22 protein-coding genes are annotated in these 22,492 nt (G+C 70.3%); 13 read left to right on the top strand and 9 right to left on the bottom strand.

The window, feature by feature from the left end:
* Positions 1-414: DNA-directed RNA polymerase subunit alpha (locus AQI70_RS40355; protein ID WP_482255592.1), on the bottom strand; the 414-nt coding region annotated here is incomplete at its 3' end.
* 660 nt (positions 415-1,074) lie between these two features.
* On the opposite strand from AQI70_RS40355, the gene AQI70_RS24815 reads away from it, so the two are divergent.
* From AQI70_RS24815 to AQI70_RS24795, 5 genes are all read left to right on the top strand, one after another.
* The gene (locus AQI70_RS24815) at positions 1,075-1,278 is read left to right on the top strand and encodes a cold-shock protein (protein WP_004986771.1); all 204 of its coding nucleotides are present in this window, start codon (positions 1,075-1,077) and stop codon (positions 1,276-1,278) included.
* 233 nt (positions 1,279-1,511) lie between these two features.
* The gene (locus AQI70_RS24810) at positions 1,512-3,002 is read left to right on the top strand and encodes a DEAD/DEAH box helicase (RefSeq protein WP_062153736.1); all 1,491 of its coding nucleotides are present in this window, start codon (positions 1,512-1,514) and stop codon (positions 3,000-3,002) included.
* Between the two features lie 44 nt (positions 3,003-3,046).
* Positions 3,047-3,394: a CBS domain-containing protein gene (locus tag AQI70_RS24805; RefSeq protein ID WP_062153734.1), complete on the top strand. Its 348-nt coding sequence runs from the start codon at positions 3,047-3,049 to the stop codon at positions 3,392-3,394.
* A gap of 47 nt (positions 3,395-3,441) precedes the next feature.
* Positions 3,442-3,756, top strand: a complete 315-nt coding sequence (locus tag AQI70_RS24800; RefSeq protein WP_062153732.1) for an SCO5918 family protein — start codon at positions 3,442-3,444, stop codon at positions 3,754-3,756.
* A gap of 803 nt (positions 3,757-4,559) precedes the next feature.
* Positions 4,560-4,910, top strand: a complete 351-nt coding sequence (locus AQI70_RS24795; RefSeq protein WP_062153730.1) for a MerR family transcriptional regulator — start codon at positions 4,560-4,562, stop codon at positions 4,908-4,910.
* Between the two features lie 186 nt (positions 4,911-5,096).
* On the opposite strand, the gene AQI70_RS24790 is transcribed toward AQI70_RS24795, so the two are convergent.
* The 3 genes from AQI70_RS24790 to AQI70_RS24780 form a co-directional block, all read right to left on the bottom strand.
* Positions 5,097-5,882 carry a single stranded DNA-binding domain-containing protein gene (locus tag AQI70_RS24790; protein WP_062153728.1) on the bottom strand — a complete coding sequence of 262 codons (786 nt, stop codon included), beginning with the start codon at positions 5,880-5,882 and terminating at the stop codon, positions 5,097-5,099.
* Between the two features lie 129 nt (positions 5,883-6,011).
* Positions 6,012-6,917 carry a YncE family protein gene (locus AQI70_RS24785; protein ID WP_244181844.1) on the bottom strand — a complete coding sequence of 302 codons (906 nt, stop codon included), beginning with the start codon at positions 6,915-6,917 and terminating at the stop codon, positions 6,012-6,014.
* Positions 6,918-7,100: 183 nt separating this feature from the next.
* On the bottom strand, positions 7,101-7,511 hold the full coding sequence (locus AQI70_RS24780) for a DUF1707 SHOCT-like domain-containing protein (protein WP_062153723.1): 411 nt from the start codon (positions 7,509-7,511) through the stop codon (positions 7,101-7,103).
* 102 nt (positions 7,512-7,613) lie between these two features.
* On the opposite strand from AQI70_RS24780, the gene AQI70_RS24775 reads away from it, so the two are divergent.
* Positions 7,614-8,243 carry a TetR/AcrR family transcriptional regulator gene (locus tag AQI70_RS24775; protein WP_062153721.1) on the top strand — a complete coding sequence of 210 codons (630 nt, stop codon included), beginning with the start codon at positions 7,614-7,616 and terminating at the stop codon, positions 8,241-8,243.
* Here AQI70_RS24775 and AQI70_RS24770 read toward each other — a convergent pair.
* Positions 8,198-8,809, bottom strand: a complete 612-nt coding sequence (locus AQI70_RS24770) for a PadR family transcriptional regulator (RefSeq protein ID WP_062153719.1) — start codon at positions 8,807-8,809, stop codon at positions 8,198-8,200. The genes AQI70_RS24775 and AQI70_RS24770 overlap by 46 nt on opposite strands.
* Positions 8,810-8,940: 131 nt before the next feature.
* On the opposite strand from AQI70_RS24770, the gene AQI70_RS24765 reads away from it, so the two are divergent.
* The 4 genes from AQI70_RS24765 to AQI70_RS24750 all read left to right on the top strand — a co-directional run bounded on the left by AQI70_RS24765 (position 8,941) and on the right by AQI70_RS24750 (position 13,023).
* On the top strand, positions 8,941-9,384 hold the full coding sequence (locus AQI70_RS24765) for a helix-turn-helix transcriptional regulator (RefSeq protein ID WP_062153717.1): 444 nt from the start codon (positions 8,941-8,943) through the stop codon (positions 9,382-9,384).
* Between the two features lie 10 nt (positions 9,385-9,394).
* Entirely contained in the window at positions 9,395-9,805 is a 411-nt protein-coding gene (locus AQI70_RS24760) for a VOC family protein (protein WP_062154133.1), read from the top strand.
* Positions 9,806-10,124: 319 nt separating this feature from the next.
* Positions 10,125-12,515: an ATP-binding cassette domain-containing protein gene (locus tag AQI70_RS24755; protein WP_062153715.1), complete on the top strand. Its 2,391-nt coding sequence runs from the start codon at positions 10,125-10,127 to the stop codon at positions 12,513-12,515.
* 76 nt (positions 12,516-12,591) lie between these two features.
* Positions 12,592-13,023: an SRPBCC family protein gene (locus AQI70_RS24750; RefSeq protein WP_062153712.1), complete on the top strand. Its 432-nt coding sequence runs from the start codon at positions 12,592-12,594 to the stop codon at positions 13,021-13,023.
* A 42-nt stretch (positions 13,024-13,065) separates the two neighbouring features.
* On the opposite strand, the gene AQI70_RS24745 is transcribed toward AQI70_RS24750, so the two are convergent.
* Together AQI70_RS24745 and AQI70_RS24740 are read right to left on the bottom strand one after the other, a co-directional pair.
* Positions 13,066-13,893 carry an SAM-dependent methyltransferase gene (locus AQI70_RS24745; protein ID WP_062153711.1) on the bottom strand — a complete coding sequence of 276 codons (828 nt, stop codon included), beginning with the start codon at positions 13,891-13,893 and terminating at the stop codon, positions 13,066-13,068.
* Between the two features lie 193 nt (positions 13,894-14,086).
* Positions 14,087-15,280, bottom strand: a complete 1,194-nt coding sequence (locus tag AQI70_RS24740; RefSeq protein WP_062153709.1) for an MFS transporter — start codon at positions 15,278-15,280, stop codon at positions 14,087-14,089.
* Between the two features lie 71 nt (positions 15,281-15,351).
* Here AQI70_RS24740 and AQI70_RS24735 point away from each other — a divergent pair, with 71 nt between their 5' ends.
* From AQI70_RS24735 to AQI70_RS24725, 3 genes are all read left to right on the top strand, one after another.
* Positions 15,352-16,344, top strand: coding sequence for an ArsR/SmtB family transcription factor (locus AQI70_RS24735; protein ID WP_062153707.1), 993 nt, complete (start codon positions 15,352-15,354; stop codon positions 16,342-16,344).
* Between the two features lie 9 nt (positions 16,345-16,353).
* Positions 16,354-16,857, top strand: coding sequence for a glutathione peroxidase (locus tag AQI70_RS24730; protein ID WP_004000444.1), 504 nt, complete (start codon positions 16,354-16,356; stop codon positions 16,855-16,857).
* Positions 16,858-16,961: 104 nt separating this feature from the next.
* The gene (locus tag AQI70_RS24725; protein WP_425264635.1) at positions 16,962-17,813 is read left to right on the top strand and encodes a MerR family transcriptional regulator; all 852 of its coding nucleotides are present in this window, start codon (positions 16,962-16,964) and stop codon (positions 17,811-17,813) included.
* A 2-nt stretch (positions 17,814-17,815) separates the two neighbouring features.
* On the opposite strand, the gene AQI70_RS24720 is transcribed toward AQI70_RS24725, so the two are convergent.
* Together AQI70_RS24720 and AQI70_RS24715 are read right to left on the bottom strand one after the other, a co-directional pair.
* A complete protein-coding gene (locus AQI70_RS24720; RefSeq protein ID WP_062153703.1) occupies positions 17,816-19,678 on the bottom strand; it encodes an MFS transporter in 1,863 nt (620 codons plus the stop codon).
* A 198-nt stretch (positions 19,679-19,876) separates the two neighbouring features.
* The gene (locus AQI70_RS24715) at positions 19,877-22,420 is read right to left on the bottom strand and encodes a D-alanyl-D-alanine carboxypeptidase (RefSeq protein ID WP_244181827.1); all 2,544 of its coding nucleotides are present in this window, start codon (positions 22,418-22,420) and stop codon (positions 19,877-19,879) included.
* Positions 22,421-22,492: the final 72 nt, after the last annotated feature.

Here is a 22,492-nt window from a genome sequence, read left to right as displayed (position 1 = left end):
CAGTTCCATCTCCAGCTTGCCCTTGCCGTTGAGCGTGGCGAGGACCAGGTCGGGGTTGTGCACCTCGACACCGGCCGGGGGCGCGATGTCGGCGGCGGTGACCAGACCCGGGCCCTGCTTGCGCAGGTACATCACAACCGGCTCGTCGTGCTCGGACGACACGACCAGCTGCTTGATGTTGAGGATCAGGTCGGTGACGTCCTCCTTGACGCCCGGCACGGTGGTGAACTCATGCAGGATGCCGTCGACGCGAATGGACGTGACCGCCGCACCCGGGATCGAGGAGAGGAGCGTACGACGCAGGGAGTTGCCGAGGGTGTAACCGAAGCCCGGCTCCAGCGGCTCGATCACGAACCGGGAACGGAACTCGTCAACAACCTCTTCGGTCAGGGACGGACGCTGAGCAATCAGCACGAGGTATTGCCTCCAGTGGTTCGGCGCCCGCTATGTGACGCCGTAGACACCACGAAGAGTACGCCCGACCCCGGCCCAGGCACCGCCTCCAGCCAAGGCTCCAGCAGTACGGGGGCCGGCACAGCCCACCGCTCAGCCACCGGTTCCTCAGCAAACCGGTGGAGTTCCCGCGCCACCTGGCAGTCCGGTGATCAAACTGTTGTGGCCGACTGCTGCGCGGGTGCGGGCGGTCCCGTCCGGCTGTCTGCCGACCACACCACCGGCCGACGCGCTCTTCGCGGGGGATGTGACCTTCATCGCGGTAGTGGAGTTTCGGCGCGTCCTGAGCTGTGCCGTCCGCTGACGACGGTGGCAGCGGCACATCTCCCGTCGGCGGAGGTCATGGGGCTGTGGGCGGAAGTGCACGGCAGAAAGGCCGCGCCGACGGAGAGCAATATCTGTGTCCGCGACATGAGAAACAAGCACCGGGCACGGCGAGTATTCCTCGGCCGTCAGCCGACTCGAAATTATGGACCGCGCAGGGCCGGTCGCACCGTGCTACTGTCGATCTCAGTTGCAGGTGTGGTTGCCAGAAGGTTCATTTCCGACGGGGTAATCATCACGGCGACACGGAATTCGCACAGAGTGAATTCCTGACACCGCCTCCGAAGGAGAAATAACATGGCTACTGGCACCGTGAAGTGGTTCAACGCGGAAAAGGGTTTCGGCTTCATCGAGCAGGACGGCGGCGGCGCCGACGTCTTCGCCCACTACTCGAACATCGCCGCCCAGGGCTTCCGCGAGCTGCTGGAAGGCCAGAAGGTGTCGTTCGACATCGCGCAGGGCCAGAAGGGCCCGACGGCCGAGAACATCGTTCCCGCCTGACACCGAGGCTGACGCATATTTCGCAGCTGGGGCCCGCACCTCTGGGGTGCGGGCCCCAGCTCGCTGCTTTTTCAGGGTGCGCGACGGGACGGCTCCACCACAGCATCGACCGGTGAAACATTCCCCGTCGCTCCGACTCACCCCACATCGACATTGGCTCGTCTCGAAATTCTCTGCGCCGCTCATCTGCTGCGGGAATTCCTTGCTACGTGCCCCATCAAGGAAGGTTCCGCATGCAGCGTACCCACACATCTCGCACATATGACCGCTTCGGAGGAGGCACCGGCGGCAACCGCTCCAGTGGTCCCCGCCGTTCCAAGGGCCAGGGAGATCGACAGGCCGGACGGGCCGTACAGGGCGAGTTCGCGCCGCCGAAGACGATCACGCCCGGGCTGCCCGCCGTCGGGTCGTTCGCCGATCTCACCATGCCTGCACGGCTGTTGGTCACGCTCGGCCGCGAGGGCGTGACCGCACCGTTCCCCATCCAGGCAACGACCCTGCCGAACTCCCTGGCCGGTCGTGACGTACTCGGCCGTGGCCGCACCGGCTCGGGCAAGACCCTCGCCTTCGGCCTCGCCGTACTGGCCCGTACAGCCGGGCGGCGTGCCGAGCCGCGGCAGCCGCTCGCCCTCGTCCTCGTCCCCACCCGCGAGCTCGCCCAGCAGGTCACCGACGCGCTCACTCCGTACGCCCGCTCCGTGAACCTGCGGCTGACCACCGTCGTCGGTGGAATGTCCATCGGCAGGCAGGCCGGTGCGCTACGTGCCGGGGCCGAGGTGGTCGTCGCGACGCCCGGGCGGCTCAAGGACCTCATCGACCGTGGCGACTGCCGGCTGGACGATGTCGGCATCACGGTCCTCGACGAGGCCGACCAAATGGCCGACATGGGCTTCATGCCCCAGGTCACCGCCCTGCTCGACCAGGTGCGTCCCGACGGGCAGCGGATGCTCTTCTCGGCCACCCTGGACCGCAACGTCGACGCGCTGGTCCGCCGCTACCTCACGGACCCGGTGGTCCACTCCGTCGACCCGTCCGCAGGCGCGGTCACCACGATGGAGCACCACGTACTCCATGTGCACGACGCGGACAAGCATCGGACGACCACCGAGATCGCGGCGCGAGACGGTCGAGTGATCATGTTCCTCGACACCAAGCACGCGGTGGACCGGCTGGCCAAGCACCTGCTGAGCAACGGTGTCCGCGCCGCGTCCCTGCACGGTGGCAAGTCCCAGCCGCAGCGCACGCGGACCCTTTCCCAGTTCAAGAGCGGGCATGTGACGGTCCTGGTGGCGACCAACGTCGCCGCGCGCGGGATCCACGTCGACAACCTCGACCTGGTCGTCAATGTGGATCCGCCCAGTGACCACAAGGACTACCTGCACCGCGGCGGTCGTACGGCCCGCGCCGGCGAGTCCGGCAGCGTCGTCACCCTGGTGACCCCTGATCAGCGTCGCGGCATGAGCCGGCTGATGGCTTCGGCGGGCATCACTCCCCGGATCGCCCAGGTGCGGTCGGGCGAGGCGGAGCTGAGCCGCATCACAGGTGCCCAGACCCCTTCCGGTGTCCCGGTCGTCATCACCGCGCCGGACGTGGAACGTCCCCGCGGCGCGTCTTCCCCGTCCCGGAGCCGTCGAGGCCGCCGGGGCCACGCCGGACAGGGCCGGCCCGTCGGTGAAGCGGCGCGCAGGGCACAGCGGCGGACCAGCTTCGGCTCGGCCGCCTAGAGCCGCCGTGATCACCAGCCCACCACTTCCGGCAGGAGGCACCTATGACGACGGCTCAGCCGCAGCACCAGGTAGCGGATCGCTCCCCCAAGGCCGTGGTCGACGGCAGGGACAGGTCCGGACCTCGGGTCTGTGACGACATGACGGTGGAGGTGGCGCTGTCCCTCATGGCCGGTGCCCGTGTCGATCACCTCGTCCTGTGCGACGGGGACGACCAGAGCACGGGCCTGATCACCCTGGCCCGGCTCGCCGTTCTGCGGGGCAACCCCACCTACACGGACCGGATCCGGCTACGGGACATCCTCGACGCACCGTTCACCGCGCCCGGTGCTCGGCCCGACGCCGTCGGGGAGCATGGCCGGCCCCCGGGCGTCCTCACCCTCGCCCGCTGATCCACCTCGCCCGGTCAGCCCGTTCTCCTTCCTCTCTGTGAGGCATCATGCGCTGTGTCATCGCCCGGTACCCGTTCGAGCTGACCAAGAGCGGGGTGCTGGCCTCGATGAAGGGCGTCAGGGCCGAGCTCGTCACGGGTGAGTCCGTGACCATCGGCCGCCGCCGCTACCCGGTCAAGCAAGTAGGCCAGGTCATCACACGTCAGGACCGCCGCGACTTCACCAGCGGCGAGGTCGTCCGGGCCATGACCCGCCTCGGCTTCACCTGCCACGAGCACCCCGGGACCGCGCCGGTGGGTGTCCCCACTCCGCTCCAGACCGCTTCGGCGCTGCTCGGGGGCACCACCTCCCCGGAGGTGTGAGCACAGGCGGGCAACCGCCATCAGAGACCCGGTGAGGGCCCTGCCGACGCGCGTCGGCAGGGCCCTCACCGTCGTATGGCCGCCCGTCGTATGGCCGCCCGTCGTATGGCCGCCCGCCGTATCGCTCTCCACTGCCCCTGAGCATGGGACGGCTGCCAGGACGGCAAGAGGCGACTGCCCGACCAAGCTCTGAGGGACGGGACCACGTTCTCGCCGCCCACGACGACTTGTTCCACCCGTTATCGCAGGTCACAGGAGACCTGTGGCTCCTGAGCTCTAAAATCTACTCTTGCCGGAGTAGACATTGGCTCCTGGCACGGTTAACCTTTTTCTCGTTGACACGGTCAAGCGAGACCCGGCAGACACGAACTGGCGGGAAGCAGTACGTAAGTTCGCAGGTCAGTGCGGCTCTGGAGCTCCGAAGCCAAGGTGTTCCCAGAACGGTGACGGGACTGAGAGCCGCACTGGGCGGCCCGCATATCGAGGGGCTGCCAACAGCATCACCGAGCAGTACCGCAGTACTCGTTTCACCAAGTGGTCGGTTCAGAGAAAGGACGGAGGAGCAGACGCCATCAGGATCGCCCGGCCCGGGAAGACCTCGGTCCGGGTACCGCAAGACCCCGGAATGGATGGTGGTCCCCGGTCACGCAGCCGCGATCCCCGCACCCCTCCCCTTGCCGGGCCGGGTAGCGGAAACAGAAGGTCGGCAGAGCATTAGGGCCGACAGATGGTGTTTCATTTCCTTCGGGGCCCTGGTGCCGTACGGCACCAGGGCCCCTCGACGCGTTGCACAACGAGGTGACATGGCAGCAGATACCCCACTCAGCGATCGTCTGGACGACGACGACTACCCCGCGTACACCATGGGCCGGGCCGCCGAAATGCTCGGCACCACCCCCGGCTTCCTCCGAGCCATCGGTGAGGCTCGGCTGATTACTCCGCTGCGCTCGGAGGGCGGACATCGCCGGTACTCCCGCTACCAACTGCGGATCGCCGCTCGCGCCCGCGAGCTCGTCGACAGGGGAACCCCGATCGAGGCTGCATGCCGCATCATCATCCTTGAGGAGCAGCTTGAGGAGGCTCAGCGCATCAACGCCGAGTACCGCCGGGCCGCGAACGAAGCGTCCGAAAGTCCCGCTCCCCGTTCGAGCTGATCTTGGGCGCGGACAAGACGGAACAACGGTGCGATCGGGTTGGACCTTGCACCGTGGGGGCCGCGTCATTGCCCGCCAGGCGGTCACTGGAGACCCGGGGGCACCGGTAGGGGGTGCCGTCCCGGTGAGGACGGTCCACCTACCGGACATCCCGTATCAGGTCTCGGAACCGCTCCCAGTACGCCGCTACTGGACGTCCACGAAGTCGCCGGTCGCGTTCACCGCCGGAGTCGTGGACGTGCCCGCGAAGCTGTAGCGGAAGTAGCCGTCCACGGAGGCCGTGACCGTTGTCTTCAGGTCGCCCGTCGAGTTGGACTTGATCGTCTTCACCGTGGTGTAGGTGCTGCTGCCCTTCTTACGGAACTGCAGCTTCACCGGCTGGTTGGTGTAGCCGTGGTACTGGTTGTCCTCCCAGTTGGCCCGGGAGAGCTTGCCGGTGACCGTGATGGTCTTGCCCTTCTTCACCGGCTCCGGCGAGGCGTTGACCGTCAGCTTCGAGTAGCGCTGCACCTTGAACGTGGTGGCCGCGTCACGGTGGATGTAGTCGTAGTCATGGGCGGAGACCAGGGTGGCGAGGTTCCAGGTGGCCGCCGCGTTGTTGTCGACGAAGCCGGTCGACGCCTGTGGGTCGAACGTCAGCGTGCCCGTGCAGGTCGACGTGGTGGCGCTCACCTCGACGCAGGTGATCTCGCCGTCGTCGTACCAGATCTGCGCGAAGTTCGGGTTCGGACCGTCGGCGCTGATGTACGTGGTCTTAGCGATGCCCGAATCGTCCGAGGCGGTCACGGAGACCTTGGCGGACACCACGTTGGTGGTACCGACCACGACCGGCTTGCCGCCGTTGACGACGACCTTGTCGATCGTGATGTTGCCCGAGCCGCCGTCTTCCGCCTGGGCGGCGGTGGCCCCGGTGGCGGTGGCGACCAGCGCGAGGCTGGTGCCGAGCAGGGCAAGGCGCATGGATGAGCGCATGGATGTGCACATGGATGAGCGCATGGTCGTGCGCACGGATGTCCCCCCACGAAGTCTTTGGTTGATCAGGGGGAGCGTACGGCGTTGGCCATTGGTTCACCACGGAGTTGTTTTCGCGCCCCTACCTCATCACCCGACTGACACCGCGCCCGGGAAGGCGCCGAGGCCGGGGATGGTAGCGGTCACGGCGTTGGTGCCGGTGTCGATCACCGACACGGTGCTGTCGGCGCCGTTGGTCACGTAGACGCGGTCCCAGGTCAGGTCCACGGCCACCTCGAACGGGAAGGAGCCGACGGGGATGGTGGTGGTCACGGCGTTGGTGTCGGTGTCGATCACCGACACGCTGCCGGAGGTGATGCCGGCCACGTAGGCCCGGGCCCGGAACGGGTCCACCGCCACTCCAAAGGGTGCGGCGACGGGGACGGTGGTGAGCACCGTGTTGGTGCTGAGGTCGATCACCGACACCAGGTTGGCGCTGAGGTTGGTGGCGTAGAGACAGGCGCGGATCGGGTCCGCATCGACCCCGATCGCGTCGTCGGTCAGGGCGATGGTGGCCGTGACGGCGTTGGTGTTGGTGTCGATCACGGACACGGTGCCGACCGTGTCGTGGTTGGCCACGTAGGCGCGGGCCTTGGTGGAGTCCACGGCCACCCCGAAAGGCATGTTGCCGGCGCCGACGGAGATCGTGGCGGTCACGGCGTTGGTGCCGGTGTCGATCACCGACACGGTGTCCGAGTGTTGATTGGTCACGTAGGCCCGGGCGCGGGTCGGGTCCACGGCCACCCCGGAGGGGACGTTGCCGGCGCCGATGGGGATCGTGGCGGTCACGGCGTTGGTGCCGGTGTCGATCACCGACACGGTGTCGGAGCCCTGGTTGGCCACGTAGGCCCGCCCGCGGGTCGGGTCCACGGCCACCCCGGAGGGGAGGTCGCCGACGGGGATGGTGGCGATCACAGTCTTGGCGAGGGTGTCGATCACCGAGATGGTGTCCGAGTCGAAGTTGGCCACATAGGCCCGTGGAATCGCGGGGACCATCTGCTTCACCGCTGCGAAGTGAGAGGCGTAATGCCGGGCTTCCGAAGGCAGTGCAAACCAGGCGATCAGGTGTGCGTCGCGCGCCTGAGGCCGTATCCCTGCATGCCGACAGTTTCCATCGTCGGCGTTCCTCGGAGGTTGGCAACTTGAGGAACAGGCGGCGGCGCGTGGTGGCCGGGCTCGTCAGCCCTCTTCGCGCGGCCAGATCGCGACAGCGACGAGTATCGCCGCCCACACCCCCAGCGGCGCCAGCGGCCAGTAGTACGTCAGCTCTCCCTGCTGTGCGCAACGGGCGCCCCAGATGCCCGACATGATCACCGCGCCGCCGAGCCAGTAACGCCATTCGGCCAGCCACTCCCTGAGGTCCTTGCGGTCCTGTTCGGCTCGGGTCGGCGCCGGGGTGGGCAAGTCGGCTGTCAGGGCGGCCAGTTCGTCGGCCGTACGTGCTTGCAGGGCGCGGCCCGAACGGGTCGCGTGCTCGTGGGGATCGAGTCGTCCTTCGGCCAGCGCCGCGGCCAGAACGCCGAGCGTTTTGTCGCGGTCCCGGTCCGAGACCCGGAAAGCAGGCACGGCAGCCTCGCGTCGGTCGTTCACCACTGTTCCCGTTACCCCCTCTCGGCGCCGGACGGCACCGGTCAGCCCTGGCCCGACGGCCTTTAGAATACGACTGTATCTCAAAGATGGGAGCATGCCCCGATGCCCAAGACGGTCGACAGGGACGAACAGCGCCGACAGATCGGTGCGGCCCTGCTCCAGCTGGTCGCCGAGCGTGGTCTCGACGAGGTCAGCGTGCGTACCGTGGCCGCCGCCACCGGCCGCTCCCCCGGTGCCGTGCAGAAGTACTTCAGCACCAAGGACGAGATGCTCACCTTCGCCGCGGAGCTGGCCGGCGAGCGCGTCGAGCGCCGGATGGCCGGTGTGGACAGCGCGCTGCCGCTGCGCCAGGCGCTGCGCGAGCTGATCCTCACCACGCTCCCCGTGGACGCCGAGCGACGTGCCGAGGCCACCGCGCAACTCGCCTTCGCCGTCCGCGCGGCACACCACCCCGGCCTTGCCGCGATCCGGCGACAGGTCGACCAGGACATCCGTCAGGCGTTGGCCGGCTGGCTGGAGTCGGCCGGGCACACGACCCACGCGACGGCCGTCGCGGACGCCGTGATCGCCCTGTCCGACGGCCTGGCCCTGCGCATGCTGTACACCCCGCAGGAGCACGAACACCTGCTGGCGGCCCTGGACCGTTCCTTGGACGCCCTGATCCCGGGCCCGGGGCCAGAGCCGCCCTACTCGTCGGCCGGAGCGTCGTCCTGCTCGGCGAGCAGGCGGTAGAGCGAGCGGCGGGCGCCGAGGAGGACCCCACGGACCTCGGCGTACCGTTCGTCGTCGGCGTCGTACAGCGCATGCCGTACGGCGGTCAGGACGTGCTCGCAGAGGGTGTCGACCTCCTGGGTCCGCGCGTCCGCGGCGGAGGCCACGTTCTGCCACATGGCGTCCCACTTCTCGCGGTTCTCGCAGACGTGGGCGCGGCCCGCCTCGGTGAGCCGGTAACTCCGACGGCCACCGCCCTCGATCTGCTCGATCAGGGCGTCCTTCTCCAGCTGGTTCAGGGCGGGGTAGACCGCACCCGGGCTGGGCCGCCAGGCGCCCTGGCTGCGTTCGGCGATGCGCTGGACGACCTGGTTGCCGTTCAGCTGGTCGTCCTCGGCCAGCAGGGTCAGGGCCGCCGTCCGGATGTCGCCGCGGCTGGGCCTGTGGGCGCGCAGCGCGGTGAACCCGGCGGACGGTCGGGCGGCCTGCAGCGCCACGGGCGCGGCCGGCAGTGTCGGCCGCGGCGGGAGAGCCGACTCGGCGGCGAGCGGGATCTTCGCGCTGTGGGGAAACTCTGCGTCGGCCATGGCGAACCCTCTCTCGTCTACAGAACTTCTCTGGAAGAAGCTGTCGACGAGAACCGTACCTCTAGAACTTCTATAGAAACAAGCATCCGGCTCACCCCTCCCCCGCAGTCCTCTGTGGCACGCTTTTGCGTGTGACCAGCACTCCCGCCTCGGCCCAGCATCTGCGTGACCTCGCGCGGCTGCGTCGCGTCCGTGACCGGATCGACCGGGAGTACGCGCAGCCGCTGGACGTGGAGGCGCTCGCTCGGGGGGTGAACATGTCGGCGGGGCATCTCAGCCGGCAGTTCCGGGCCGCCTACGGCGAGTCGCCGTACTCGTATCTGATGACGCGGCGCATCGAGCGGGCCATGGCGCTGCTGCGGCGCGGTGATCTCAGCGTCACCGAGGTCTGCTTCGAGGTTGGCTGCTCGTCGCTGGGTACCTTCAGCACGCGCTTCACCGAACTGGTCGGTATGCCGCCCAGCGTGTACCGGCAGCAGGCGGCGAGCGCGACGGAGGGGATGCCGTCATGCGTGTCGAAACAGGTGACCAGACCGATCAGGAATCGAGAAGCGCCCGCGCCGGGCCGCCTCTAGCGTGAGGGCCATGGACATCACCATTCACACGAGCTCCCTCCCGCACGACGACCCGGACGCCGCTCTGCACTTCTATCGCGACATCCTCGGCTTCGAGGTCCGCAACGACGTCGGGCAGGGCAAGATGCGCTGGATCACAGTCGGCCCCGTCGGCCGGCCCGACACCTCCATCCTGCTGGCGCCGCCGGCCGCGGACCCCGGGATCACCAAGGACGAGCGCCGCACCATCACCGAGATGATGGCCAAGGGCACCTACGGCTGGATCCTGCTCGCCACCCCGAACCTCGACGACGTCTTCGAGAAGGTGCAGGCCGGCGACGCCGAGGTGGTGCAGGAGCCGACCGAGCAGCCGTACGGCATCCGGGACTGCGCCTTCCGCGATCCCGCGGGCAACATGGTCCGTATCCAGGAGCTGCGCTGAGCCGTACGGCGCTCGCGGCCATGACCGTGGGACCGGCATCCGCGCAAGCGGGGGCACACATTCCTCCCGCGCACCGGCTTCGGCCCGCGTACGCTGGCCCCGCCGTACCGCTGTTTCCGCCCTACTGCTGTTTCCGCCCTACTGCTGGTTCCGCCGTTCCGCTGGTTCCGCATCTCCCCGCGCCCGCTCCCGCTCACGCCCGGCGCGAGGCGCGAGGTCCGAGATGCGAGGTCCGAGGGGCGAGGTGCGAGGGGCGAGGGACGGTGCGGAAAACCCCGCGTAGGCGGTGCCGCCCAGAGTTTCAAGAGATGGGGAGAAGATGAGCATGGCCACGGGGACGGACACTCGGTCGCCTGCGCGGCACGCCGCCGACAGCCACGATCTGATCCGTGTGCACGGCGCGCGCGAGAACAACCTCAAGGACGTCAGCATCGAGATCCCGAAGCGGCGGCTGACGGTGTTCACCGGTGTGTCGGGGTCGGGCAAGAGCTCGCTGGTGTTCGACACGATCGCCGCGGAGTCGCAGCGGCTCATCAACGAGACCTACAGCGCCTTCCTGCAGGGCTTCATGCCGAACACCGCGCGGCCCGAGGTCGACGTACTCGACGGGCTGACGACCGCGATCAGCGTCGACCAGCAGCGGATGGGCGGCGACCCGCGCTCCACGGTGGGCACCGCCACCGACGCCAACGCGATGCTGCGCATCCTCTTCAGCCGGCTCGGCCGGCCGCACATCGGGCCGCCCAGCGCGTACTCCTTCAACACCGCCTCCGTGCGGGCGAGCGGCGCGATCACCGTCGAGCGGGGCGCCAAGACCAAGGCGCAGAAGGCGACCTTCGAGCGCACCGGCGGTATGTGCAACCGCTGCGAGGGCCGGGGCACGGTCTCCGACATCGACCTCACCCAGCTCTACGACGACTCCAAGTCGCTCTCCGAGGGCGCGTTCACCATCCCGGGCTGGAAGTCCGACAGCCAGTGGACCGTGCAGGTCTACGCCCAGTCCGGCTTCGTCGACCCGGACAAGCCGATCCGCGAGTACACCAAGAAGGAGATGCACGCCTTCCTCTACGGGGAGCCGGTCAAGGTCAAGGTCAGCGGCGTCAACCTCACCTACGAGGGCCTGATCCCGAAGATCCAGAAGTCGTTCCTGTCCAAGGACAAGGAGGCGATGCAGCCGCACATCCGGGCGTTCGTGGAGCGGGCGGTCACCTTCACCACCTGCCCCGAGTGCGACGGCACCCGGCTCAGCGAGGGGGCCCGGTCGTCGAAGATCAAGGGGATCAGCATCGCCGACGCGTGCGCCATGGAGATCCGCGACCTGGCCGAATGGGTCCGCGGCCTGGCCGAGCCGTCCGTGACTCCGCTGCTCACCGCGCTGCAGCAGACCCTGGAGTCGTTCGTGGAGATCGGGCTGGGCTACCTGGCGCTCGACCGGCCGGCGGGCACCCTGTCGGGCGGCGAGGCGCAGCGCGTCAAGATGATCCGCCACCTCGGCTCCTCGCTCACCGACGTGACGTACGTCTTCGACGAGCCGACCATCGGCCTGCACCCGCATGACATCCAGCGGATGAACGACCTGCTGCTGCGGCTGCGGGACAAGGGCAACACGGTGCTCGTCGTGGAGCACAAGCCGGAGGTCATCGCGATCGCCGACCACGTCGTCGACCTCGGCCCCGGCGCCGGTACGGCGGGCGGTACCGTCTGCTTCGAGGGGACCGTCGAGGGGCTGCGGGCCTCCGACACCGTCACCGGCCGCCACCTCGACGACCGGGCCACCCTCAAGGAGACGGTGCGCAAGCCCACCGGGACGCTGGAGATCCGCGGCGCGAAGACGCACAACCTGCGGGGCGTGGACGTCGACATCCCGCTCGGGGTGCTCTGCGTGGTCACCGGCGTGGCGGGCTCCGGCAAGAGCTCGCTGGTGCACGGGTCCATCCCGGCCGGCGCCGGTGTGGTGTCCGTCGACCAGGCGCCGATCCGCGGCTCCCGGCGCAGCAATCCGGCGACGTACACCGGGCTGCTGGACCCGATCCGCAAGGCGTTCGCCAAGGCCAACGGCGTGAAGCCGGCGCTGTTCAGCGCCAACTCCGAGGGCGCCTGCCCCACCTGCAACGGCGCCGGCGTCGTCTATGTCGACCTGGGCATGATGGCCGGCGTCGACACGCCCTGCGAGGACTGTGAGGGGAAGCGGTTCCAGGCCTCTGTGCTGGAGTACCACCTCGGCGGGCGCGACATCAGCGAGGTGCTCGCGATGTCGGTGGCCGAGGCCGAGGAGTTCTTCCGCACCGGCGAGGCCGCCACGCCCGCCGCGCACCGCATCCTCGACCGGCTCGCCGACGTCGGACTCGGCTACCTCACCCTCGGCCAGCCGCTCACCACGCTGTCCGGCGGCGAGCGGCAGCGGCTGAAGCTGGCCGTCCACATGGCCGAGAAGGGCGGCGTCTACGTCCTCGACGAGCCGACCGCGGGGCTTCATCTGGCCGATGTGGAGCAGTTGCTCGGCCTGCTCGACCGGCTCGTCGACGCCGGCAAGTCGGTGATCGTCGTCGAGCACCACCAGGCGGTCATGGCGCACGCCGACTGGATCATCGACCTGGGCCCCGGCGCCGGTCACGACGGCGGCCGGATCGTCTTCGAGGGCACACCGGCCGACCTCGTCGCCGCCCGTTCCACCCTCACCGGGGAGCATCTCGCGGCGTACGTCGGCTGACCTGGGTGCTCATGGCCATCGGGCGCACACTGGAAACTGAAGGTCATACTTCATGAGCCGGATGTGGAGGTGGGCCATGAGCACCCTCGAAGAACACGTGGATGTAGGAGTTCCGATCGACCGGGCCTGGGACAGCCTCCACCGGGTGGAGAACTATCCGCGCTTCCTGGCAGGCGTGCGCGAGGCCCGTACGGAGGCCGGGGGCCGGGCTCATCTGGATGTCGAGGCCGGTGGCCGGGCCAGGGAGGTCGAGGCCGAGGTCTCCGACCGGGCGGGGGAACGCGTGCTGGAGTGGCGTACGACAGGCGCCCCCGAGCTGGCGGGTTCCTTCTCGCTCCAGCCGATCGACGACAGCCACACCCGGGTCCAGGCGCGGCTGAAGTACGACCCCGGCACGGTCCGGGAGACCTTCGGCGGGCCGAAGGGGTTCGCCCAGGCCAACGCGATCGAACGGCTCGTCCGCAGCGATCTCGAACAGTTCAAGGAGTATGTGGAGCAGGGGCGGTGAGCGGTACGGCGGTCCCGCCCCGTCGCTGACCGTGCGGGGCCGTCAGGGCTTGCGGCCCACCCCGCAGTACGCGTCGACCGCGGCCGTCGCGGGATCCGGCGGGCCCTGGAAGTCGGGGCGCCACTCGGTCACCTGGACGATCCCGGGGTCCACCAGGTCGAGGCCGTCGAAGAACCCGGCGATCTCGCCGATGCTGCGCACGTGGTACGGCACGGCGCCGCTGGCGTTGTACGCCTCCGCCGCGGCGATCATGCCCTCGCTGGTGGCCGTGCCGTCGCTGATCACCAGGTGGCTGCCCGAGGGGAGACCGGCCAGCAGACGGCGCACCAGGTCACGGGCCTGGTCGTAGTCGGCGACATGGCCGAGGGTGTTGAGGATCATCAGGGCGACCGGCCGGGAGAAGTCGAGCGTGCCCGCGGCGGCCCGCAGGACGGTCTCGGGTTCGTGGAGGTCGGCGTCCAGGAACGTGGTCATGCCCTCGGCGGTGCTGGTGAGCAGGGCGTCCGCGTGGGCCAGCACGACGGGGTCGTTGTCGACGTACACGACCCGGGCGTCCGGGGCGACGCGCTGGGCCACCTGATGCGTGTTGTCCGCGGTCGGCAGGCCGGTGCCGATGTCCAGGAACTGCCGTAAGCCCGCCTCGCCGGCCAGGTGACGGACAGCCCTGCCCAGGAAGTGGCGGCTGGTGACGGCCACGTCGACCAGGCCCGGGAAGATCTCCTTGATCTCGTCCCCGATCTGCCGGTCGACCTCGTAGTGGTCCTTGCCGCCGACGAAGTAGTTCCAGAAGCGGGCCGAGTGGGGCACGGAGGTGTCGATCCGGGCCCGGGTCCGAGCGGCGGCGCTGATGGGGGTGGTGGGGTCGGACACGTGGGGCCTCCTGCGGGATCGGTACGGCTCGGCACGGCTCGGCGCCGGTGATCAAACACCGACCAAGCTAGGTGAACTCCGCCTCCTGCAAGGGCAGTTGACGAAGATGCGCCTCACGGAGCGTGAAGTTTTGGCCATCGCCCACCGCTTCCCCGGCCCGGGAAGGTGTGCCCGCCCTGTCGACGTACACCGCTCACCGCCGCCCCACGACCACGAGCCCGCCCTTCTCCGCATGCCGCAGGCTCACCGCCACCAGCGCCAGCGTCACCGCGATCGACGCCGCCGCCATCACCGTCATCCCCGTGGCCGGAGAGGTCAGTTGGGCCACCGCGCCCGCCAGTGCCGCGCTCACCCCCTGCATCGTGATCATCCCGGCGGAGTGCAACCCCAGGGCATGGCCGCTCAGTTCGTCCGGGGTCACCGCCATCAGCCGCTCCTGCTGCACCAGGCTCGCCCCGAACCCGACCGAGGCCACGGTGACGGCGACGGCCGCGAGCGGCACGGCCGGGCGCAGGAAGAACAGCAGATACGGCGTGGCCAGCAGCAACAGCAGCGGTACGCCGAGGCGGGCGCGGAGCGCGGGCGGCAGCAGACGGCCGACGGTGACGTCACCGACGAACATGCCCAGTGCCGCACACGCGAACAGCGTGCCCGCGGCGTGCGGCGCGTACGAGACGTAGAGGGACTCGCAGCCGACGACCAGGCCGTTGGGGAGCCACAGGGCCAGGTAGAGGTGGCGGCGGGCCGGGGAGGACCACAGCAGGGCGTTGGTGCGCCAGGTGGCGGAGACGGATAGGCGACCCGAGGCGCGGGGCGGACGGCGGCTGAGGCCCACCCGGAGACCGACGGCGGCGACGGCGTACACCGCGGCCGCCAGCAGCAGCGACGGGCGCGGGGACAGGACCGTCACCAGGACGCCGCCGACCGCGTATCCGGCGATCTGCATCAGCCCGCTCATCATGTTGAAGACGGAACGCCCCAGCAGATAGCCGTCCTTGGAGAGGATCTCGGTCAGCAGCCCCCAGCGCACTCCCCCGCCCAGCGAGGCGATCAGCCCTTGCCCGAGGACGACCGCCAACACCGCCCAGACCGGCAGCCCGGGCAGCGCGAGCACGGCCGTGGTCGCGGCGAAGCCCAGACAGATGCCCGTCAGCGCGGCCCGTGGGGGCAGCCGGTCGGCGCCGGAGAGGAAGAACGTCGCGCCGACGACCTGTGCCAGCGACGCCCCGAACATGCTCACCGCCGCCAGCAGCGGCGACCGGGTCGCCTCGTACACCAGCGTGCCGAGGGCCAGTCCACCGACCGTGTGGGCCGCGGTCTGGGCGCAGGAGGCGAGGAAGAGGGGCGTGAACTCCGGGGTGCGGAAGAGGTGGTGGTAGCTGCGCATGCACGGAGTGTCCGGCGGCTGTGAGAGGGGCCGTTATTGTTTCGCGGAGACGCGAAAGGTGGCAGTGGCCGATGGGCTGGTGGCAGGTCAACGCCGACACCCTCGCCGCGAGCCGGTTCGTGCTCTCGCCGCTCGCGGAGACGTTCGCCGCGCTGAAGCTGCTGCACTCGGGCGCCGCCGCCCACCCCGGCGAGCGTGCCTGGCTCGACGCGCGACTGCCCGGCTACCGGGCCCTGCTGGCCGCCGACCCGGTCACCGCACGGCTGGTGCGCGCCGGGCTCGGGAAGGACTGGATCGCCGACTTCCTCACCCCCACGCCGAGGGACCAGGAGACCTTCGAGGACGGCGTTGCACGGGTGCGCGCGGCCGACCCCCGCCGGGCCCGCGCCCACCTGACCGTCTCCCTCGCCGGCCCCCTGCCCGCCGTACTGGACCGGGACGACCTCCCCGAACGCGCCGCCGCGCTCCTGGAGTACGTCTGGACCGAGGCCGTACGGCCGGACTGGGAGCGGCGCCGACGTGTCCTGGAGGCCGATGTGGTCGCGCGGACCGCGCTGGTGAGCCGGGGCGGCTGGGCGGCCGCGCTGGACTCGCTGCGGCCGGGGCGCACCCGCTGGCTCGGCGACAACCGGCTCCAGGTGAACCTGCACGAGTACCCGCCGCGCGAGATCTCCGGCGCCGAGCTCGTCTTCGTACCGGTCACGCCGAAGGGCGGCTGGGTGTCCTGGGAGGAGCCGGACCGGTACGCCGTCGTCTACCCGTGCGCGGGCGCGCTCGCCGACCCCGGCGCCCGGGCGGTCCCCGCGAGTCTGGGCGCCCTGCTCGGGTCCGCGCGCGCCGCAGTGCTGGTACTCCTGGACTCCCCGCTCAGCACCACCCAGCTGGTCGCCGTCACCGGGCAGCGGCTGGGCTCGGTCGGCCGGCATCTGCGGGTGCTGCTGGACGCGGGGCTGGTGGAGCGGCGGCGGGCGGGACGGTCGGTGCTGTACTCGCGTACGGCGGCCGGGGAGGTGCTGGTGAAGGCGGCGGGACCGGGCCACGGGCGCGGCACCTGCCGGAGCTAGCATCCGCTCATGACTGCTGACACCAACGCATCCCCCCTCGACGTCGAGATCGGCGCCCTCAAGGGCGGCCCCGCGAACCTCTCCCAGTACGCCGGCAAGGCCGTGCTCGTCGTGAACGTGGCCTCCAAGTGCGGCCTGACCCCGCAGTACACGGGCCTGGAGAAGCTCCAGGAGCAGTACGCCGAGCGCGGCTTCACCGTGCTGGGCGTGCCCTGCAACCAGTTCCTCGGCCAGGAGCCCGGCAGCGCCGAGGAGATCGCCGAGTTCTGCTCGGCGACGTACGGCGTGACCTTCCCGATGACCGAGAAGGTCGAGGTGAACGGGGAGGGCCGGCACGCGCTGTACGAACGCCTGGTCGGCTTCGCGGACGCCGAGGGGCACAGCGGTGACATCCGCTGGAACTTCGAGAAGTTCCTGATCGGCCGGGACGGCGGCGTCGTGGCCCGGTTCTCGCCGCAGACCGAGCCGGAGGCGGACGAGATCGTGGCCGCCATCGAGGGCCAGCTGGCCTGACCCGGAAGACACCCCCGGCCGGGGTGTTGACCTTGCCCCTGGGGCAGGGTCGAGCGTCCTTGTCGCCGGGCGGAACAGGCCGCCCGGTGACGGAGGATGAGGCCGTGGACGACGAACTGCTCACCATCGGCGCGTTCGCCGCGCGGGCCAGGCTGTCGGCCAAGGCGCTGCGGCTGTACGACCGCCTGGGCCTGCTGGCCCCCGCGCACGTCGACGAGGTCAGCGGCTACCGCTACTACCGCGCCGACCAGATCGAACGCGCCCGCCTCGTGGCACTCCTGCGCCAGCTGGACATGCCGCTCGCGCGGATCGCCGAGGTCGTCGAGGCGCCGGACGGGGCGGCTGCCGCCGGCCGGCTCGACGCGTACTGGGCGGACGTGGAGGCGCGGTTCGCGGGGCAGCGGGCGCTCGCCGAGTACCTCCGTGGACGACTGTCGGGGAGGAGCTCCGAGATGTACGGGAAGTTCGTGGTCGAGACGGTGGAGGTGCCCGAGCAGGTGCTGATCACCGAGACCCGGCATGTGCTGGCGGGCGAGCTGCCGGCGTGGATCGGCGCGTCACTGGGACGTCTGGAGACGGCGGCGAAGGAGTGCGGCGGCCTCACCGCGGCGCCGTTCGTGGTGTACCACTCCGACGTGTCGATGGAGAGCGACGGCCCGGCCGAGTCGTGCGTGCCGGTGGCCGACGAGGCGGCGGCCCGGGCCTGGGTCGAGAAGCACGGGCGGGCGTGGGAGACGAAGGTGCGCGTGGAACCGGCCCACCGCCTCGCCTACACCCGGATCACCAAGGCGCAGGTGGCCCATCCGCAGATCCTGGCCGCCTTCGAGGCGGTGGAGCAGTGGATCCCGCAGCAGGGGCTGTGGCAGGCGGGTCCGTGCCGTGAGGTGTACTTCGCGGACTGGGACGCGGCCCGGGCCGAGGACCCGGTGTGCGATGTGGCGTTTCCGGTGCGGTGACCTCACCCTTGGCGCAGCTCCTCCGGGCAGGGCGTGCCGCGCGACAGCGAGTACGGCGCCGCCAGCCGGTACGTCCCCGCCTTCGGCGCCACCAGCACCGTCCACTGGTCGCCGAACGCGTCCTCGTCCGTCTCCATCAGACAGCCGTGGACGTTGTCGTACGTCTTCGGCTCGTCGTCGGGCCGGTTCCTGGACGCCTCCGTCTCCTGCGGCGGGTCGAGCTGCTTGCCGTCGGCGTCGACGATGCTCAGCCAGGGCGAGTAGGGGATGCGGATGAGGACGCGGCCCGGTTTGGTCACCCGCATCGTCATCTCGCCCTGCTCGGCCCGCTCCACCACGGCGTTCGGCTCGGCGAGCGGCGCCGGGTGGGTCACCTCGAACAGCTGCCAGTTGGCGTCGCCCCACACCTGCTTCAGATACGGCATGCCGCGCTGCACCAGCTCCCGCTCCCGCTCCGCCGCCGAGGGGTCGGGTTCGTCCTTGGGCAGGACCACGAAGTGCACGGCCCAGCGCTTGAGCCACTCGTGATAGTTCGCGGAGTTGAGGGTGCCGTCGTAGAAGAGCGGGTTGCGCTTCATGTCGGCCTGGCGGTTCCAGCCGCGGGCGAGGTTGACGTACGGCGCGAGGGCGGCGGCCTCGCGGTGGGAGCGGGCCGGGACCACCTCGACGCGGCCCTTGCGGGCGCCGACCTCCTGGAGCTCGTTGACCAGCGGCGCCAGCTCGCGCGCCCAGGCCGCGTCCGGGTGGGCGTGGATGATGTCGTCGACCGTCTTGTAGCCGATCCAGCCGACGAAGGTGAGCAGGGCCAGCACGCCCGCGTACCACTTGCGTGAGCGCGGCACCGTGAAGGGCAGCGCGGCCACGAGGACCGCGCCGGCGAAGAGCATCGCCAGGCGGGTGATGTTGGAGCCGATCTGCGAGCTGATCACCCAGACCAGGACGACCGAGAGGCCGTAGACCGCGGACACCAGCCGGACCGTCTTCCACTCCTTGGGGACGATCAGGAAGACGACGACCGCGCACACCAGCGGCAGGAGCACCGAGCCGATCACCATCGGCTGGGTGCCGGAGAAGGGGAACAGCCAGGCCGACACGGCCACGACGGCGGTCGGCGCGAGGCCCAGCGCCCAGGCTCCCGGCCGCCGCTTCTGCAGGAACAGCGCCACCGCCACGAAGCCGACGAACAGTCCCGCGACCGGCGACGACATGGTGGCGAGCGCGGCCAGCGGGGCGGCGGCCAGCGCCTTCGCCCACCGCTTGTAGCGCCAGCGGTACGGCCAGCAGAAGACGACGGCGACCGCGCCCAGCGCGAACATCGTGCCCAGGCCGAAGGTCACCCGGCCGGAGATCGCGTTGCAGGTCAGCCCGAAGACGCCGGCGAGCGCCGCCCACAGCGGGTTCTTCACGGACCGGCTGCGGAGCAGGATCAGCGTCAGCAGGCCCGCGGAGATGGTGCCGGCGATCATCATCGTCGTACGGACGCCGAGAACCGACATCAGATACGGCGACACCACGCTGTACGACACCGGGTGCATACCGCCGTACCAGGCGAGGTTGTACGCCGAGTCGGGATGCCGGCCGACGAACTCGGCCCAGGCGTCCTGCGCCGCGAGGTCGCCGCCGCTGCTTGCGAACGTGAAGAACCAGATGATGTGGAGGAGCCCGGCGAGGGTCGTCATCGACAGCACCGGGTGACGCAGCAGCCGCTCACGCAGGGCGAGGACGGCGGCACTCAGACGCGAGGGCGGTCTGTCCTCCGTACGGCTCGGACCGTCTCCCTCGCGCGGCGCGGGTACGCGTATTCGCGGACCGGCTCCCCGTCCCGGATCGGCGTCGTCGGCGCGTGTCGGCTCCGCAGTGGCCACCTTTGAGGCACTCCCCGTGCTGTCCCGTTCTTCTGTTCTGGCCGCGTCCCGTTTCCCGCGTGTTGTCGGCCCGGTCGTGAAGGGTCCCCCGGCCGCGCCTCGTGAGCGACGGCCTGCCCGTTTCGTGACGCTAGCACGCAGCCCGCCGACGAGGGCCGTCGGCGGGCTGCGGTGCGGTGCGGCTTCGCTGTCCCCGGATCAGCCGAGGCGGGTCAGCTTGTCCGTGAAGCCCGGTTCGGCAAGGTCCGACTGCAGGGCGACCGGGATCTTGACCGCGCCGCTCGTGCCGTCGCCCACGGTGAGGGTGCCCACCTTGGTGCCGGCCTTCGCGGTGTGCGGTACGTCGTCGGAGGCGAAGGTCAGCTCCACCTTCAGGCCCGACCAGCCGACCGCCGTGACGTCCTTGGTGGCGACGACCGGGGTGCGGCCACCGAGGCCGTCGTCCACGTACCCGACGACATCGCCCTTCTTCAGGATCGTCGCCGACTCCAGCGCGTCCTGCGCGGCCCGGATCAGCTGGTCGCCGCCGTGCAGCGCGGCGCTGAGGATGGTGTTCTCCGGGCCGCCCGCGGGCTGGCGGACGACGGCGCCGACGATGGTCCTCGTCTCGCCGCCGACCTCCTTCTTCGCCGCGAACACGAGGTTGCCGAGGGCGGAGGTGGTGGTGCCGGTCTTGATGCCGACGACGTTGTTCTTGCCGACCAGCTGGTTCCAGTTGGAGTGGTTGACGCCCTTGTAGTCGTCGTACGACATCATCGCGGCGACCTCACGGAAGGCGGGCTCCTTCATCGCCGCCTTGGCGAGCTTCACCTGGTCCACGGCCGTGCTGACGGTGGTGTCGTTCAGGCCGGAAGGGTCGGTGTACGTCGTGTTCTTCATGCCGAGGTCGTCGGCGGCGGCGTTCATCTTCGCCACGAACGCCTTCTCGGAACCGGCGTCCCAGCGGGCGAGCAGACGGGCGACGTTGTTCGCGGATGCGATCAGGATGCTCTCCAGCGCCTCGCGCTGGGTGATCTTGTCGCCCTTGGTGACGTCGACGGTCGACTCCTGGCCCGCGTCGGACTGGTCCTCGGCGGCCTGGTCGATCTCGATCTTCGGACCCTCGGCGCCGCTCTTGAGGGGGTGGTCGCGCAGGATGACGTACGCCGTCATGACCTTGGCCACACTGGCGATCGGCACGGGCTTCTGGTCGCCCGAGGAGCCGAAGGAGCCGATGCCGTCGACGTCGAGCGCGGCCTGGCCCTGGGCGGGCCACGGGATGTCGATCTTGCCGCCGTCGAAGGTGTAGGTGTCCTTGGCGGTGAGGTCCAGGGTGGGGGCCGGGAGCGGGCGTACCGACTGGACGACCGCGAAGACGATCGCGAGCAGGATGACCAGCGGGGTCCAGATCTTGACCCGCCGGATGAGCGTGCGGACGGGGGTGTCCGGGGGCGGCGGGGTGTTGGTCAGCTCGGCGAGCAGGTCGAGCGGGGGCTTGGGGGGCAGCGGCTGCTGGGTGGTGCGCTCGGGGCCGACCTGGGGGATGGCGGCGGTGGCGTCCGGTGCGCTCGGTGTCTTGGGGGCGTCCGGTGCCTTCGGGGTGTCCTGCTTGATGTCCGGCTTGAGCGCGACGAACTTGCTGGTGCGCTCGGCGGGGGCCTCGGGCTTGGGGGCCTTCAGCATGGTGGTGGGCTGGTCTACGGCGGGCTTGGACTTGGGGGTGGGGTCGGTCGGGCGTACGGCCTTGAAGACGGCGGTCGGCTGATCGACGGCGGGCTTGGGGTCGGCCTCGGCTTCGCCTTCGGCCTTGGTGTTCCCACCCGCACCACCCGTGCGGCTTTCGTCGTCGGGTGCGGGTGGCCCCTGTGGGGCGTCCTCGCCGTTGGCGGCTGCGGGTGCGTCGTCGGCGTCCGCGGCCTTGGCGGGCTCGCCCGAGCCACCTTCGGCAGCCCCGGCGGTTTCGTCGGAGGCCTCCGTGTCGGCGTCAGCCTCGGGCTCCGCCGCGCTGTCGGCCTTCGGCGCCGTCTCGGCGTCCGAGCCGTCAGCCTCGTCCCCGGCATCGGCGTGGGCGCCGGAAGCCGCCTTAGCGCCCTCCTCGACGTCGGTCTCGGGCTCTATGCCGGCGTCGGCACCCTCGCCCTCGTCGCGTGCGTCGGCGTCATCGGCACCGGCGTCCGCGGCGTCCTGCGCCTCGCCGGCCGCAGCACCGTCGGCCGCGTCACTGCCCCGCGCTGCGTCGGCCCCGGCACCAGTGGCGTCCTTCGCGCCCTCAGCACCCTCGCCCTCGTCGCGTGCGTCGGCGTCCGCGTCGTCCTCGGCCGCGCCCGGCGTCGTCTCCTCGCCCTCGGCATCCGTGGTGTCGGCAGGGTCGGCGGAAGCCACCCAGGCCGCCACCGCCTCCTTCAGCCGATCGTCGCCCTGCGCGGCAGCCTCGGCCTCAGCGCCCTTCGCGTCCTCGGCGCTCTCGGTCTCCGCCTTCGCGTCGCCGGTGTCCTGGGACTTCTCCTGCTCCGCCTGCGCGGCCTCCAGCTCGCGCCGGGACAGCACCCTCGTCGCTGTGTCCACGCCGCCGCGCGCCGCGGCGTTCTCGCGTGCCACCGCCAGCCGGGGGTCGCGTCGTTCCGCGGCGTCGGCTGCCGGCGTGCCGGCGGTCTCCGTCCTGGACTCGGGAACCGGACCCGCGCTCCCCGACGTCGGTTCTGCCGACGACTCTCGCTGCTTCGACCTGTCGGGGGACTCGCCCGCCACCGATGCCTCCTCCATGTGCCGCCGCACACCCTTCGTGCGTCTGCCGAACCATGAGCCGTCGCCCGGACACCGTGCCCGTACGACCCC

The sequence above is a fragment of the Streptomyces curacoi genome (assembly GCF_001513975.1).
Taxonomy (GTDB): Bacteria; Actinomycetota; Actinomycetes; order Streptomycetales; family Streptomycetaceae; genus Streptomyces; species Streptomyces curacoi.
Note: the sequence above shows the minus strand (reverse complement) of the source record. Positions and strands in the feature narration are given on the sequence as shown.

Coding starts and splice junctions, on each gene's coding strand:
- AQI70_RS24730 (WP_004000444.1), top strand. CDS start 16,354: ATGACTGCTGACACCAACGCATCCCCCCTCGACGTCGAGATCGGCGCC.
- AQI70_RS24795 (WP_062153730.1), top strand. CDS start 4,560: ATGGCAGCAGATACCCCACTCAGCGATCGTCTGGACGACGACGACTAC.
- AQI70_RS24740 (WP_062153709.1), bottom strand. CDS start 15,280: ATGCGCAGCTACCACCACCTCTTCCGCACCCCGGAGTTCACGCCCCTC.
- AQI70_RS24735 (WP_062153707.1), top strand. CDS start 15,352: ATGGGCTGGTGGCAGGTCAACGCCGACACCCTCGCCGCGAGCCGGTTC.
- AQI70_RS24810 (WP_062153736.1), top strand. CDS start 1,512: ATGCAGCGTACCCACACATCTCGCACATATGACCGCTTCGGAGGAGGC.
- AQI70_RS24775 (WP_062153721.1), top strand. CDS start 7,614: ATGCCCAAGACGGTCGACAGGGACGAACAGCGCCGACAGATCGGTGCG.
- AQI70_RS24805 (WP_062153734.1), top strand. CDS start 3,047: ATGACGACGGCTCAGCCGCAGCACCAGGTAGCGGATCGCTCCCCCAAG.
- AQI70_RS24800 (WP_062153732.1), top strand. CDS start 3,442: ATGCGCTGTGTCATCGCCCGGTACCCGTTCGAGCTGACCAAGAGCGGG.
- AQI70_RS24815 (WP_004986771.1), top strand. CDS start 1,075: ATGGCTACTGGCACCGTGAAGTGGTTCAACGCGGAAAAGGGTTTCGGC.
- AQI70_RS24785 (WP_244181844.1), bottom strand. CDS start 6,917: ATGGTCCCCGCGATTCCACGGGCCTATGTGGCCAACTTCGACTCGGAC.
- AQI70_RS24715 (WP_244181827.1), bottom strand. CDS start 22,420: ATGGAGGAGGCATCGGTGGCGGGCGAGTCCCCCGACAGGTCGAAGCAG.
- AQI70_RS24755 (WP_062153715.1), top strand. CDS start 10,125: ATGAGCATGGCCACGGGGACGGACACTCGGTCGCCTGCGCGGCACGCC.
- AQI70_RS24750 (WP_062153712.1), top strand. CDS start 12,592: ATGAGCACCCTCGAAGAACACGTGGATGTAGGAGTTCCGATCGACCGG.
- AQI70_RS24770 (WP_062153719.1), bottom strand. CDS start 8,809: ATGGCCGACGCAGAGTTTCCCCACAGCGCGAAGATCCCGCTCGCCGCC.
- AQI70_RS24790 (WP_062153728.1), bottom strand. CDS start 5,882: ATGCGCTCATCCATGCGCCTTGCCCTGCTCGGCACCAGCCTCGCGCTG.
- AQI70_RS24760 (WP_062154133.1), top strand. CDS start 9,395: ATGGACATCACCATTCACACGAGCTCCCTCCCGCACGACGACCCGGAC.